Source organism: Pseudoalteromonas sp. CF6-2, from assembly GCF_021729425.1.
In the GTDB taxonomy this organism is placed as follows: Bacteria; Pseudomonadota; Gammaproteobacteria; order Enterobacterales; family Alteromonadaceae; genus Pseudoalteromonas; species Pseudoalteromonas arabiensis.
In genome coordinates this window covers 2,598,595-2,613,043 of record NZ_CP091442.1, presented here as the reverse complement: position 1 = coordinate 2,613,043, position 14,449 = coordinate 2,598,595, and the positions used below count along the sequence as shown (strand labels likewise).

9 protein-coding genes are annotated in these 14,449 nt (G+C 41.7%); 7 read left to right on the top strand and 2 right to left on the bottom strand.

Going from position 1 to position 14,449, the window contains the following annotated elements; all coding sequences use genetic code 11:
• Nucleotides 1-4 precede the first annotated feature (4 nt).
• Nucleotides 5-2,773 carry a two-component sensor histidine kinase BarA gene (gene barA / locus L3Q70_RS12115; RefSeq protein WP_237115269.1) on the bottom strand — a complete coding sequence of 923 codons (2,769 nt, stop codon included), beginning with the start codon at nt 2,771-2,773 and terminating at the stop codon, nt 5-7.
• Between the two features lie 80 nt (nt 2,774-2,853).
• Between barA and rlmD the strand changes: the two genes are divergently transcribed.
• The 5 genes from rlmD (at nt 2,854) to eno (ending at nt 10,326) form a co-directional block, all read left to right on the top strand.
• Nucleotides 2,854-4,179 (top strand): 23S rRNA (uracil(1939)-C(5))-methyltransferase RlmD, encoded by a 1,326-nt coding sequence (rlmD, locus tag L3Q70_RS12110; RefSeq protein WP_237114324.1) that lies wholly within the window; start codon nt 2,854-2,856, stop codon nt 4,177-4,179.
• A gap of 8 nt (nt 4,180-4,187) precedes the next feature.
• Nucleotides 4,188-6,347 carry a GTP diphosphokinase gene (gene relA / locus L3Q70_RS12105; RefSeq protein ID WP_193987659.1) on the top strand — a complete coding sequence of 720 codons (2,160 nt, stop codon included), beginning with the start codon at nt 4,188-4,190 and terminating at the stop codon, nt 6,345-6,347.
• Nucleotides 6,347-7,147 carry a nucleoside triphosphate pyrophosphohydrolase gene (mazG, locus tag L3Q70_RS12100; RefSeq protein ID WP_237114323.1) on the top strand — a complete coding sequence of 267 codons (801 nt, stop codon included), beginning with the start codon at nt 6,347-6,349 and terminating at the stop codon, nt 7,145-7,147. Before relA ends, mazG begins: the two co-directional genes overlap by 1 nt.
• Before the next feature lie 146 nt (nt 7,148-7,293).
• Nucleotides 7,294-8,928 carry a CTP synthase gene (locus tag L3Q70_RS12095; RefSeq protein ID WP_062569668.1) on the top strand — a complete coding sequence of 545 codons (1,635 nt, stop codon included), beginning with the start codon at nt 7,294-7,296 and terminating at the stop codon, nt 8,926-8,928.
• A gap of 99 nt (nt 8,929-9,027) precedes the next feature.
• On the top strand, nt 9,028-10,326 hold the full coding sequence (gene eno, locus L3Q70_RS12090) for a phosphopyruvate hydratase (protein ID WP_062569669.1): 1,299 nt from the start codon (nt 9,028-9,030) through the stop codon (nt 10,324-10,326).
• A gap of 48 nt (nt 10,327-10,374) precedes the next feature.
• On the opposite strand, the gene mutH is transcribed toward eno, so the two are convergent.
• Nucleotides 10,375-11,046, bottom strand: coding sequence for a DNA mismatch repair endonuclease MutH (gene mutH, locus L3Q70_RS12085; RefSeq protein ID WP_237114322.1), 672 nt, complete (start codon nt 11,044-11,046; stop codon nt 10,375-10,377).
• Nucleotides 11,047-11,587: 541 nt separating this feature from the next.
• Between mutH and rppH the strand changes: the two genes are divergently transcribed.
• Both rppH and ptsP read left to right on the top strand, forming a co-directional pair.
• Entirely contained in the window at nt 11,588-12,106 is a 519-nt protein-coding gene (gene rppH, locus L3Q70_RS12080; RefSeq protein WP_062569670.1) for an RNA pyrophosphohydrolase, read from the top strand.
• Between the two features lie 33 nt (nt 12,107-12,139).
• Nucleotides 12,140-14,416 (top strand): phosphoenolpyruvate--protein phosphotransferase, encoded by a 2,277-nt coding sequence (gene ptsP, locus L3Q70_RS12075; protein ID WP_062569671.1) that lies wholly within the window; start codon nt 12,140-12,142, stop codon nt 14,414-14,416.
• Nucleotides 14,417-14,449: the final 33 nt, after the last annotated feature.

The following is a 14,449-nucleotide window of genomic DNA, read 5'->3' as shown; positions in this document are numbered from 1 at the left end:
GCTGTTATCCTTGCTGCTCAGTCATTCCCGCATCATTTAACAAGTTATTTAGCTCATCAATCAACTCAAATAACTCAGGCTCAATGTAATTTAGGTCACAATCACTTTTCAGTGAGGTTTCTAGCGTTTCAGCAAGTGATTTTAGCTTAGGTACACCGGTGTAGCAGCATGCACCATGGAACTTATGAACAATGCTAAGTACATGTTCACAGTCTTCTTTTTCAATTGCTACATTAAGAAGGCGCAGAGTTTCCGGCACACTTAGTAGCAGCATATTAAGCATTTCGAGTGCGAGCTCTTCTTTGCCTCCTGCACGTTGTAGCGCGAGCTGCCAATCTAGGCGTGTACTTTCAAACGGAGGCTCCGATTGAGCTGTAACTGTTTTGCTCCGTTCTCTATTAATAGGCGACTGCGGACTGTGATCGCTGATTATTTGTTTTAACATGTCTTCATCAATTGGCTTGGTTAAATAACCCTTAAAGCCATCTTTGAGAAGTTGTTCTTTTTCACCGCTCAAAGCATGCGCTGTGACAGCAATGATTGGGGTATCTTCATTGAGTGAAGATTCACGAATAAGTTTGCATGCTGTAATGCCATCCATAATAGGCATTTGGATGTCCATAAATATTAAGTCGTACTTATGGCTTTTACTCAAGCTATAAGCTTGCGAACCGTTATGTGCTGTATCTATAAGTTCTATTTGCTCTTCAAGTAGGGTGCAAATAAGTTTTAAGTTAGCGTCGTTATCGTCAACAACCAGTACTTTTAGCGGCAATAACTTTTCATCGCCTTGTTCGATATTATGCACAGGGTGATCAAGCCGGTAAGGTGCAGCAAGCACTTCACATAGCTTACGGTGATTAAGCGGCTTACTTAAACAGGCGTCAGCACCACTACCAACAAAAGCTTCACGCATATTGTGAGATACAGTGTTGAGCATAATGTATAAGTAGTCGGTTACAGGGCGTACAGCCTTTACATAACTCTTAAGTTGCTGCATATCGTCAATTGTTGCTGTGTGGCCGATGATACAAATGTCGTAGCTAAAGTCCTTGTTGATTTCATTGAGAAAGCTTTCTTCATCGGTACAAGGCGTGACCTGTGTTTGCCATTCATTTAACAATGATAATGTTGCTTGGTGAGTATGCTCATGAGGTTCTAAATAAAGAATACGCTTATTGATTAACGACTGTGTCGGTAAATCACTGGTAATTGAATTGCTCGGTGTTCTAAATACAGCATTAAAGGTAAAACAGGTACCATTTCCGGGTGCTGAGTTTAAGGTTATTCGACCATTCATGGCTTCAACAATGTGTTTAGTAATAATTAAACCAAGGCCTGTGCCGCCAAACTTACGCGTAATACTTGAATCAGCTTGGCCAAATGGGGTGAATAGGGCGTCTTGTTTATCCATTGGAATGCCCACCCCTGTATCGGTGACTGATACCAAGATAGATGCGCGTTCTTCATCTAATAAACGATGACCAACATCCACTTTTATAGACCCTTTTTCGGTGAATTTTATGGCGTTGCTTAAAAGATTAATCAAAACTTGTTTAAAGCGGGTTGGGTCGCCGGTGAGGTTATCAGGCACATGCGGATGGATAAATATTGATAACTCTAGCTGCTTTTCATGTGCACTAGGCGCAAGTAAGGTCAGCACCTCATTAATTGTATCGCGAAGTTGAAACTGCATTGACTCCAACTCCATCGCACCCGCTTCTAACTTAGAGAAATCTAAAATATCACTGATAATCGTCATTAAGCTATTTGCAGAAAGCTCTATGGTATCTAAGTAATCTTTTTGATGCTTATTAAGCGGTGTTTTATATAACTGGCGAGTAAAGCCAATTACCCCATTTAGAGGCGTTCTGAGTTCATGACTCATTTTTGCTAAGAAGTCAGACTTAACACGGTTAGCATCTTGTGCGTCTTTTTTAGCAATACTTAACTGAATATTTTGTGTTTCATATTGTTCAAGGGTTTCGCGGTAATCAGAGGTTGCCTGGTCAATATGCTTTTGCATTTCGTCTCGTTGCATCACCATGGTGTGCGAAATTGTATTGAGCCCTTCTCGAAGTAGTTCAAATTCGCCAAACATTTTCTTGTCGAGGCCGGTATCAACTTTACCTTCAATTAACTTATCGGTAGCGAGTACTAACTTATTAAGAGGCTGAACAAACATGCGAGTGAGCCTAAATGCTAAAATTGTGGCAAGTACCAAGGCTAAAATAATTACAATTCCACTTACAAGTAGTGCGCGTTGCTGGCCGATAATTGCTTGTTGCTTGTTAAGCATAATGACGACAGTGCCAAGTGATGCTTGGTAACTATGATGATTCCAAATCATATCTTGGCGACTATGATTAATAATAGCCGTTGAAAAGGTTAAATAATGTTTAGAGTTTTTGACATTGATACCCTCAAGTGCTGCCGAGTTATTAGTAACGATATCTTTAAATTCACTTTGATACTTACTAAAAATGACCAGCTCGTTATTTTCATCGAATATGGCGATCGACTGTATAGCAGGGGCGTGTTTATTATGGGTATGGCTTACCAAACGTGTTAGTAAAGTTTTATTCCGCTTTAGCAGAGGTTGCTCTACAGCAATGGCAAGTGGCTCGATAATTGTTACGCCTTGTTGATATAAAATTTCATCGAGCTCAATGTAACGATTTATTGTAAAATAACCGCCCAGCAACAAGCCTATGATTACAGTCGGTATCAAAGTTAGGGTTAAGACTGAATCACGTAAGCCAAATTTCGTCATAAGATAGGTTGTTGTCATTATTATCGTTGTTTAAGAGTATATACTTACTCCCGCTTTATCAATAATTAAGGTGTTGTCCGATGGCACAGATTTTCAAAGCCAAGAAGAAATCCGTTTCACAAAAAATGATCACGTTATCGGTTACAGCAATGGATCATCAAGGGCGTGGGGTTGCAAAACATAATAATAAAGTGTGTTTTGTAAATGGTGCGCTGCCAGGTGAAGAAGTTAAAGCGCAACTTGTTGAAGACAAAGCTCGTTTTGCTAGCGCCGATTGTAAAAAAGTGCTTCATGGATCTGAATATCGAGTTAAGCCATTTTGTGAACATTATCAGGTGTGTGGAGGATGTCAGTTACAGCACTTAGATGCTTCTCAACAATTAGTTGAGAAGCAAGCTGCAGTGAGTCAGCTGTTTGCGAAGTTTGCTAAGGTCACTAGCTTAAACTGGGAAGAACCACTGACCAGTGATATGCAGCATTACAGGCGTTCGGCTCGCATTGCTGTAATGCATGATAAAGCAGCTAAAAAAATGCGTGTTGGTTACCGTGCGCAAGGCTCGAAGCAACTGGTGAGTATTAATCAATGTGATGTGTTAACTAGCACATTCAGTGAACTTTTTACTCTTTTTGATTTACTTATTAATACACATAAAGGCTTACATAGTATAACCCATTTACAATTGTGTGAGGCTGATAATGCTGCGTTTGTGGTTATCCGACATACGAAACCAATAAGTGAAGAGCTTAAGTCATTAGTTGCTCAAGCTTGCCAAGAACAACAATGGTTAATTGTTTGGCAATCAGAAAGTGGGCAGATTGATCAGTCACACTATCCGATGCCGTACTACACTATACCTAAATATGATTTAACCTTTGAATTTGGCCTTGAAAATTTTATTCAAGTTAATCCGCAAGTGAATCAAGCTATGCTCAATCAAGCAAAAGAGTGGTTAGATTTACAAGGTCATGAACAAGTGTTGGATTTGTTTTGTGGAATTGGTAATTTTTCATTGCTGCTTGCAAAGTATGCAAAACACGTAATTGGTGTCGAAGGAGTGGATTCTGCGGTTGCATTAGCGAAACAAAATGCGCACACTAACTCATTATCGAATACTGATTTTTACTGCTTTGATTTAACTCAATCGATGCAATCCGCTGCGTGGTTTAGTGCTGAACTTGATGTGTTAGTACTTGACCCATCACGCACAGGTGCGATGGCTATTTTAGAGCAATTACCGCTTACCCAGTTTAAAACGATTTTATATGTCTCTTGTGATCCTGTTACTTTAGCCCGTGACAGTGCAATTATTTTACAAGCAGGCTTTAGCATTAAAAAAATTGGGCTTATGAATATGTTTCCACATACGGGGCATATCGAAACAATGGCGTTATTTCACAGGAGGTAAAGCGCACTATGGTAGCTACTAGACAATCACATCAGCTTACAAAGCAGAGTGATTTTGCCAGCCGTATCGAGCTGTTAGCGCTAACAGAAGACAAAACTACCTTATTAGAGCAGGCGCATGAGCTGTGCCTACATTGTGACGATGCGAAACGTCAGAATACCGCCATTGAAATGGTGGAGATTTTAGCTGAACTGAATTTAGATGCGGACTCACTGGCTACGGCATTTTTAACGCCTTATTTCTTAGCTGAAAAAATTTCGCTTGAGACAGTCACAGAAAAGTTAGGTAATCACGTTGCGTTATTACTTACAGGCGTAAGCCAAATGGCGACGATCAGTACCTTGGCCCACCAAGGTAAGGGCACAGTGCAAATCGACAATATCCGCCGTATGTTGTTAGCCATGGTTGAAGATGTGCGTGCCGTGGTGATTAAATTAGCGGAACAAGTATGCCACTTACGTGATGTGAAAGACGCCAGTGAAGAAGAGCGTGTCATTGCCGCTAAGGAAACACGCGATATCTTTGCGCCCCTTGCTAACCGTTTAGGAATTGGTCAGCTTAAATGGGAGCTTGAAGATCTTTCGTTCCGTTACCTGCACCCAGACACCTATAAGAACATCGCAAAACAGCTTGATGATAAGCGCCTTGCTCGCGAAGCTTACATGGAAAACATGGTTGCTTTAGTAAAATCACGCTTGGCTGAAGCGGGTATTGAAGGTGAAGTATATGGCCGACCTAAACATATCTACAGTATTTACAAAAAAATGGCGCAAAAGAACTACGAGTTTGATCAGCTGTTTGATATTCGCGCTATGCGCATTGTGGTAGAGCGCCTGCAAGATTGTTACGCAGCATTAGGTATCGTGCATACTAATTGGCGCCATTTAAATAAAGAATTTGACGATTATATTGCAACGCCAAAACAAAATGGCTATCAGTCAATCCATACCGTGGTATTTGGCCCTGAAGGTAAAACCGTTGAAATTCAAATTCGCACAAGCGAAATGCACCAAGATGCCGAGTTGGGTGTGGCTGCACACTGGATGTATAAAGAAGGGGCATTGCCAGGGCGTGGTTCGGGCTATGAGCAAAAAATTAGTTGGTTACGTAAATTACTACAATGGCAAGAAGAGGTTGTTGATGGTAGTGATTTAGCTGAAGAGCTTAAAAACCAAGTAGTTGAAGACCGTGTTTATGTGTTCACGCCAAAAGGCGATATTTTCGATTTACCACTGGGTGCAACACCGCTTGATTTTGCTTATTACATTCATTCAAATGTCGGACATCGCTGCATAGGTGCGAAAATTTTCGGCAAAATAGTGCCGTTTACCCATCAACTTAGCACCGGCGATCAAGTTGAAATCTTAACGCAAAAACAAGCTAATCCAAGTCGAGACTGGTTAAATCCATCCCTAGGTTATATCAAGTCGTCACGCGCTCGCTCAAAAATACATCATTGGTTTAAACAACTTGATCGCGATAAAAACTTAAGTGCAGGTAAAGAGATTCTTGAAACTGAGCTGCAAAAACTGGAGCTGACAACAAAAGATTTAACCCCTGCAATTGAGCGTTTTAACTTACGTGGGTTAGAGGACTTAATGGTGGCTGTTGGCGCTGGGGATGTGCGTCTTAATCAACTTCTCAACTTTATCAGTGATCGTGATGACGATGAGCCACAAATAAAACTCAAAAAGCCAAAAAATGTCAATGGCGATAAAAACGGCATTGTGGTGGATGGCGTCGGTAGTTTAATGAGTCACGTTGCTAAGTGCTGCCGACCAGTGCCTGGCGATGAAATCATCGGTTACATTACCCAAGGCCGTGGTATTGCCGTGCACCGTGAAGACTGTGATTCATTTAATAAACTAAAAGAGAAACACCCAGAGCGAGTGATTTCTGTGAGTTGGTCTGATGATGTTAACGGCTCCTATGCGTTGACGATTAAAGTTGAAGCAACCGATAGATCAGGACTTATTAGAGACATTAGTTCCGTGCTTGCGAATGAAAAAGTGAATGTGCTCAATATGAATGTCAACACCGTTGAAGATAAGCAATTAGCGTTATTCTCAATGCAAGTTGAAGTGCACGACTTATCGAGCACAAACCGCTTATTGTCTAAATTACATCAAATAGAAGGTGTGCATGATGCAAAGCGTGGGCACGCATAATGTCAGATAAGCAGGTTATTGAACAGTCATTAGCGATTATGGCAAAACTACGGGACCCAGAATCTGGGTGCCCGTGGGATTTAAAACAAGACTTTAAATCAATAGTGCCGCACACCCTTGAAGAGGCTTACGAAGTAGCAGACTGCATTGAAAAAGGTGAACTTACAGAGCTTAAAAGTGAGCTTGGTGATTTACTGTTTCAAGTTATTTTTTATGCTCAACTTGCTAAAGAGCAGGGCTTATTTGATTTTGCCGACGTGGCCAATACGCTTAATGAAAAACTAGTCCGTCGTCATCCCCACGTCTTTGCAGAGCAAAGTGAACTGTCGGATGCAGAGCTTTCAGCGCAGTGGCAGGCTATTAAAGCTCAGGAGCGAGCAGAAAAAACAGCTTCACCGCAAATGAGTCTTTGGCAAGATATTCCAGATGCCATACCTGGACTTTCTAAAGCAAAAAAAATTCAACAACGCGTGGCGAGCTTAGGATTTGATTGGCCAAGTTATCATGGTGCGTTAGATAAAGTGGCTGAAGAAATTGATGAGGTCAAAGAAGCCCTTCAACAGGATCCATATTCTGAGCACAGCGCAGAAGAGTTAGGTGATTTATTATTTGCGACGGTCAATGTTGCCCGTCATCTAAAACGCGATCCTGAGCAACTGCTTCGAAATGCCAATAGAAAGTTTACATCACGTTTTGAAAAAGTTGAGGCTTATTTAAGTACGCGAGGGCAAAGCCTAGAAACAGCAACACTAGAGCAAATGGATGAGGCGTGGGAAGCAATTAAACTGCCTACGAAGTAACATGCTTCGAAGCGGTTTTCCCCGCGCTCGTTTTTTGTGCACTAATTTGCTAATTTTATCTGGATTGATAGCAGTCCCTTTGCTATAATATCGCCCCGTCTTGATTCTATATTATTCCTTTTAATTCCTGATATTCTAGGGTTCGCATGAGTACAAAATTTATCTTCGTTACTGGCGGGGTTGTTTCTTCGTTGGGTAAAGGTATTGCAGCAGCGTCATTAGCCGCTATTTTAGAAGCACGTGGTCTAAACGTGACAATTTTAAAGCTGGATCCTTATATCAACGTTGACCCAGGCACTATGAGCCCAATTCAGCACGGTGAAGTATATGTTACTGAAGACGGTGCAGAAACTGACCTTGATTTAGGTCACTATGAGCGTTTCATCCGTACCAAGATGACTAGCCGCAACAACTTCACACAAGGTCGTGTTTATGAAGATGTGCTACGACGTGAGCGTCGTGGTGAGTACCTTGGTGCAACTATTCAGGTTATCCCACACATCACAAACGATATTAAGCAACGTGTATACGACGGTGCAGAAGGTAGCGATGTCGCTATCGTTGAAATCGGTGGTACAGTGGGTGACATTGAGTCACAACCGTTCTTAGAAGCAATTCGTCAGCTTGGCACTGAAATCGGCCGTGAGCGCGCATTGTTTATCCACCTGACGCTTGTGCCATTCTTAGGCCCTGCAGGTGAAGTGAAAACGAAACCAACGCAACATTCAGTTAAAGAGTTGCGTTCGATTGGTATTCAACCAGATATCTTAATCTGTCGTTCTGATCGTAAATTACCGAATAACGAGCGTGCAAAAATCGCACTTTTCACTAACGTTGAAGAGAAAGCGGTTATTTCATTACCTGACGTAGAAAGCATCTATAAGATCCCTGCGTTACTTAAGTCACAAGAACTTGATAACTTCGTATGTCGTCGTTTCTACCTTGAGTGCCCTGAAGCAGACTTATCTGAGTGGGAGCAAGTGTTATATCAAGAGTCTAACCCAACAGGTGAAGTGACAATTGGTATGGTAGGTAAATACATCGAACTACCAGATGCGTATAAATCAGTAAACGAAGCATTAAAGCATGCGGGTCTTAAAAATCGCCTAACGGTGAACATTGAGTACGTTGATTCACAAGACTTAGAAAGCAAAGGGACTGAGTTACTGTCTCACCTTGACGCTATCTTAGTACCAGGTGGCTTCGGCGGCCGTGGTGTTGAAGGTAAGATTTTAGCGGCTAAATATGCACGTGAAAACAAAGTTCCTTATTTAGGCATTTGTTTAGGTATGCAAGTGGCGCTTATTGAATATGCGCGTAACGTTGCTGGCCTTGAGGGTGCAAACTCAACCGAGTTCAATGCTAAATCAGCACACCCTGTGGTTGGTTTAATCACTGAGTGGCAAGATGCTGACGGTAACGTTGAAATTCGTGATGAGCAATCTGACTTAGGTGGCACTATGCGTTTAGGTGCACAGAAGTGTCATTTAATCGCTGGTTCTAAAGTAAGCGAAGTATATGGTAGTGACGAAATTGTAGAACGTCACCGTCACCGTTACGAAGTAAACAACCACTATGTAGAGCAGCTTGAGAAAGCTGGCTTGAGTTTCACTGGTTTATCTGAAGATAAGAAACTAGTCGAAATCATCGAGAATAAAGATCACCCTTGGTTTATTGCCGCGCAATTCCACCCGGAATTCACGTCAACACCACGTGATGGTCACCCGCTATTTGAAGGGTTTGTTGCAGCTGCACACACTCACCAAAAAGCGTCATCGTAATTTAAATAGGCCGTGCTATATGCACGGCTTATTTGTTTTAAAAAGCCAGCAAGAATAAGCTGGCACAAACTCACCATTTTCGGGAAAAGAGGAATCAAGATGTCAGAAATCGTAAAAGTGATTGGTCGCGAAATCATGGACTCGCGTGGTAACCCAACTGTTGAAGCTGATGTACATTTAGCTGATGGTTCATGGGGCCGTGCTGCAGCACCCTCTGGTGCATCAACAGGTACTCGCGAAGCGCTTGAATTACGTGATGGTGATAAAGCACGTTACCTAGGTAAAGGTGTTTTAAAAGCGGTAGGCTATATCAATAACGAAATCGCTGAAGCGCTTAAAGGTCAAAACGCAGTTGATCAACAAGCTGTTGACCAAGTAATGTTAGATTTAGATGGCACTGAAAACAAAGAAAAATTAGGTGCGAATGCTATCTTAGCAGTATCTTTAGCAACGGCTAAAGCAGCTGCAAACTCTAAAGGCGTAGAGCTTTATGAGCACATTGCAGACCTTAACGGCACACCAGGTGTTTACTCTATGCCATTACCTATGATGAACATCATCAACGGTGGTGAGCACGCAGATAACTCTGTTGATATTCAAGAGTTTATGATTCAGCCAGTGGGCGCGACAAACTTCCGCGAAGCGTTACGCATGGGCGCTGAAGTATTCCACAGCTTAGCTAAAGTGCTAAAAGCTGAAGGTCATTCTACATCAGTAGGTGATGAAGGTGGTTTTGCACCAAACCTTGAATCAAACGAAGCGGCACTTGCTGCAATCAAGGTGGCTGTTGCAAATGCAGGTTATGAGCTTGGTAAAGATATCACACTAGCGCTAGACTGCGCGGCATCTGAGTTCTACGACAAAGAAGCAAATATCTACGACCTTAAAGGCGAAGGTAAAAAATTCACGTCTGAAGAATTTAACCACTTCCTTAAAGGCCTTACTGAGCAATACCCAATTGTATCAATTGAAGACGGCTTAGATGAGTCTGATTGGGATGGTTTCGCACACCAAACACAACTAATTGGCGACAAAGTACAATTAGTAGGTGACGACCTTTTCGTAACTAACACGAAGATCTTAAAGCGTGGTATTGATAACGGTATTGCTAACTCAATCCTAATCAAGTTCAACCAAATCGGTTCATTAACTGAAACGCTTGCTGCTATCAAAATGGCTAAAGACGCAGGCTTTACAGCTGTTATCTCACACCGTTCAGGTGAAACAGAAGATGCAACAATTGCTGATTTAGCAGTAGGTACTGCGGCAGGTCAAATCAAAACGGGTTCATTAAGCCGTTCTGACCGTATTGCTAAGTACAACCAATTACTTCGCATTGAAGAAGTATTAGGTGAAAAAGCACCTTACAACGGTCTTAAAGAGGTTAAAGGTCAGTAATCTGGCTTAGCTTATCAAGACTTTAAAAACCTCCTTCGGGAGGTTTTTTTATAGCTGAAATTGCTGTTTTAGGATCTCGCCGGTGAAGCTGGTTTTTAAGTAAAAACCACGGGGTAAGGTTTGTATTATCTGGCCATTCGGGCCAATTGCATCGGTCAGTGCTTTGCTATTAGCAGCTTTTGGTCTTATTTGCATAACATCGCCCAAATGACCCGAAATTTCATCCACGCGACCCAAGGCGATTAGCTCCATTTGTTCTTCCCAATCACGTTGTAAAAGGGCATCTTGCTCTGCGCTTGGCTGCCATAAAAAGCCACTGCCAATAGTACGGTGAAAAGGCAGTATTTCGCGCTCGCCTAAAATCGGTAGCCACAAAACATGATTGAGCTTTTTACGTACCGTACTTTGCTGCCAAGTCATGCCTGTTACATTCAGTAGCGGTGTTACAGAAACAAAGGTTGTTTCGAGTGGCTTTCCTTTAAATGAGATTGGCAGAGTTTTAAGCTCAATGCCGAGATCTTCAAAATCAGGTGTTGGTTTAGAGCCCGCCGTTGCGCCAAGTACATATTCGATTAGTTGGCCGGTCCAGCCTTTTTCACGTAGTAAATCGTCAGGGGTTTTGAACTGGTACTGCTCAGCTAATTGCCCTAGTGTGAGGCCAGCTATGGCATCAACTCGTTGCATTAATTCGTTTATAGAGGCAGGTTTTATTGGTCGCATAAGGCGTTTATTTGGTTGTCTAATTAACCATATCATGATAGCAAATGCGCGCCTTAGTGGATATCTTTGTGTTTGGGTGTTTTTTGCTCATGGTTGAAGTGAGCTAAAAACCAACACTAAGAAAAATACTTCTTAACTTTTAACCCATTGAAATTTATATGCTTTAGTTTGTTGAAGTCTCATGTGGGATTAAGAAATGAATAAGTTGTTTGTATAAATACAGATATATAAACACGTTTATCCACAGTTTCTGTGGAGAAACTGCATTTTAGAATGCCCTATTGTGGATTTGTTTGCAAAATAGCCATGTTTTATAAAAGTTATGCACAAGCTGTGGGTAAGGTGGTTGAAATGCTGTTGTAAATAGCTATTTTGTGTAAAAGACCTATTTTTATAAGAATAGAATTGTAAGGTATTGATTATGTGGATTTGTTAAAAACATTATTTTATATCTTGCAGGATGTTAGATGTAATAGTGTTTGCTGTATCGCAGGTTATGTGGAACAATCAATAAAAATCGACTTACAAATGAGGCACTAAGGTGATTGATGCCGAAGGTTTTCGTGCCAATGTCGGAATTGTGATTTGCAATAATCAGGGACAAGTATTTTGGGCTCGTCGTTACGGTCAGCACTCTTGGCAATTTCCCCAAGGTGGTGTGGACGATGGTGAAACGGCTGAGCAAACCATGTACAGAGAATTACACGAAGAAGTAGGCTTGCTTCCTGAAGATGTTGAAATCGTTGCAAGTTCAAAACATTGGTTACGTTATAAATTACCCAAACGTTTAATTCGCAGAGACTCAAGTCCTGTGTGTATTGGACAAAAGCAAAAATGGTTTTTACTCAAACTACGCTGTAAAGACGAAGATGTAGACTTACTTAAAACCCATCACCCCGAGTTTGATGATTGGCGTTGGGTGAGTTATTGGTATCCTGTGCGACAAGTTGTATCATTTAAGCGCGATGTTTATCGCCGTGTAATGAAAGAGTTTGCACCATTAGCTATGCCATTTAACAAACGAGAACAACATAAAGAGAATTGGCGACAGAGACGATAAAGGTCACTTTATTTAAATACAAGGAGCAGCATCATGTTAGCCACGCTCAGATCCATTGCTGAGGCTGTGTCGCAACAAGCGGACTTAGACAGTGCGCTGGCGTGTTTTGTGAAAATGGTAAAAGAAGCCATGCAAACACAGTGCTGCTCAATTTATTTTGCTGATTATAGCCAAGACAACTTTGTATTAATGGCCACGCAAGGTCTCAACCCTGATGCAGTCGGTAAGTTTCGTATCGGTTTTACAGAAGGGCTCGTTGGCCTTGTTGCTCAGCGTGAAGAGCCTATAAATATTGCTTTTGCAAAGTCTCACCCGCGTTTTAAACTCTCTCCAGAGGTCAATGAAGAAGGTTACAATGCTTTCTTGTCAGTGCCTGTTGTACATCAAAAAAAGGTCTTGGGTGTCATTGTTGTACAGCAAAAGCTTGCCCGTGTATTTAGTCCAGATGAAGAGTCCTTTTTAATTACTTTGTCTGCACAACTTGCCTCACAACTTGCTCATGCTGAAATTAAAGAAGTGCTTAGGCTCGATGAGTTTTCACATCAAACCTCGGTATTAAAAGGCGTTTCGAGCGCCCCAGGGATTGCTATAGGCCAAGCATTTGTTGTACTACCTAAGCTTGATTTTAGCTCAATAGAGTTACAAAAAGATGAGGATGTAAGCACACAACGTAAACTTTTCACGCAAGCTGTTGCAGCAACCCGCAATGAATTTAATACGCTGTCTATGACGTTAAGCGATTCAATTCCTAAAGAAGCGTTAGCAGTCTTTGATGTTTACCAACAATTACTTGATGCCAAAAGCTTAGGGCAGAATGTTGAAGCTCAGTTACAACAGGGCTGGAGCGCAAAAAGCGCGTTGAAAATTGTGATTGAAAAATTAGTTGCACAGTTTAATGCCATGCAAGACCCTTACATCAAAGAACGGGCCGTTGACGTAAAAGACATAGGTTTACGCGTGTTGCATCATCTAGTCAACACTGAATATGCAGCTAAACCATACCCCCAAGATACGATTTTAATTGCCAGTACGTTAACACCCGCTATGCTTGCCGAAGTACCCAAAGGGCATTTAGCAGGGGTTGTGAGTGTTAATGGGGCTGCAAATAGTCATGCCTCTATTTTGACTCGTGCAATGGGGATCCCTGCTATTTGGGGCATTGAAGATCTACCATTATTGCAGTTCGATGGAAAACCGATGATTTTAGATGCTTACGCAGGGCGTTTGTATATTTCTCCATCACAATCACTGCACGATAAATACAGTCAGCTTAAATACCAAGAAGCCCTTTTAAATGATCGCTTTTTAGCTGAGCAAGATCTTGAGGCCATTACCTTAGACGGTGAACATATCAGCTTGCTTTTAAACGCCGGCCTTGAGATGAATACCGAGCATGATAATAAACGCTTGTGTGACGGTGTTGGTTTATATCGAACTGAAGCTTGGTTTATGCAAAAAGGCCAATTCCCGTCTCAATCAGATCAAGAACATTGGTATCGAGAGGTGCTAACATGTTATCACCCCAATCCTGTGGTGATGCGCACGTTAGATATTGGTGGCGATAAAGTTTTAGACTACTTCAATATCAGTGAAGAAAACCCATTTTTAGGTTGGCGTGGTATTCGCGTGACGCTTGATCATCCTGAGCTCTTTTTAGATCAACTCAAAGCTATGCTTAAAGCGAATATAGGCTTGGGTAATTTAAAAATAATGTTGCCTATGATTAGCGGAACAGAAGAGGTTGAAGAGTCACTTAAGCTTTTAGAGCAGGCTTATTTTGAGCTTGAAGAGCAATTTCCAGAGCAAGCAATTGAGCGCCCAGAAATAGGCGTGATGTTAGAAGTACCCTCTAGCGTCTTTATGCTTGAAGAATGGTCGCAAAAAGTCGATTTTTGCTCTGTGGGCAGCAACGACTTAACGCAATATATGCTCGCAGTTGATCGTTCAAATGCACGTGTTGCAGAGTTATTTAACCCGTATCATCCAAGTGTGCTCAGAGTATTGCTTAAAGTAGCGCAAGAGTGTCAAAACCATGAATTGCCATTTAGTTTGTGTGGTGAGCTTGGGGGAGACCCCGAAGGCGCCTTATTACTTATAGCAATGGGCTATCGTCGTTTAAGTATGAACTATGCATCGATTAGTAAAATTAAGTTTGTATTACGGCGTCTTAAAGTCAGTGATATGGAACACTTACTTCAGCAGTGTCTTATTCAACCTACCGCCAAGCACGTATTACGCTTGACCCGAAATTTTATGATTGAACATCAACTCGGTGAGTTATTTTACACACCTAGCCAAGAGCATACATGATCGGAAATTGTGCTGTGAAGCACCTATACCCAA

Coding starts and splice junctions, on each gene's coding strand:
- relA (WP_193987659.1), top strand. CDS start 4,188: ATGGTAGCTACTAGACAATCACATCAGCTTACAAAGCAGAGTGATTTT.
- rlmD (WP_237114324.1), top strand. CDS start 2,854: ATGGCACAGATTTTCAAAGCCAAGAAGAAATCCGTTTCACAAAAAATG.
- mutH (WP_237114322.1), bottom strand. CDS start 11,046: ATGCGACCAATAAAACCTGCCTCTATAAACGAATTAATGCAACGAGTT.
- barA (WP_237115269.1), bottom strand. CDS start 2,773: ATGACGAAATTTGGCTTACGTGATTCAGTCTTAACCCTAACTTTGATA.
- mazG (WP_237114323.1), top strand. CDS start 6,347: ATGTCAGATAAGCAGGTTATTGAACAGTCATTAGCGATTATGGCAAAA.
- L3Q70_RS12095 (WP_062569668.1), top strand. CDS start 7,294: ATGAGTACAAAATTTATCTTCGTTACTGGCGGGGTTGTTTCTTCGTTG.
- ptsP (WP_062569671.1), top strand. CDS start 12,140: ATGTTAGCCACGCTCAGATCCATTGCTGAGGCTGTGTCGCAACAAGCG.
- eno (WP_062569669.1), top strand. CDS start 9,028: ATGTCAGAAATCGTAAAAGTGATTGGTCGCGAAATCATGGACTCGCGT.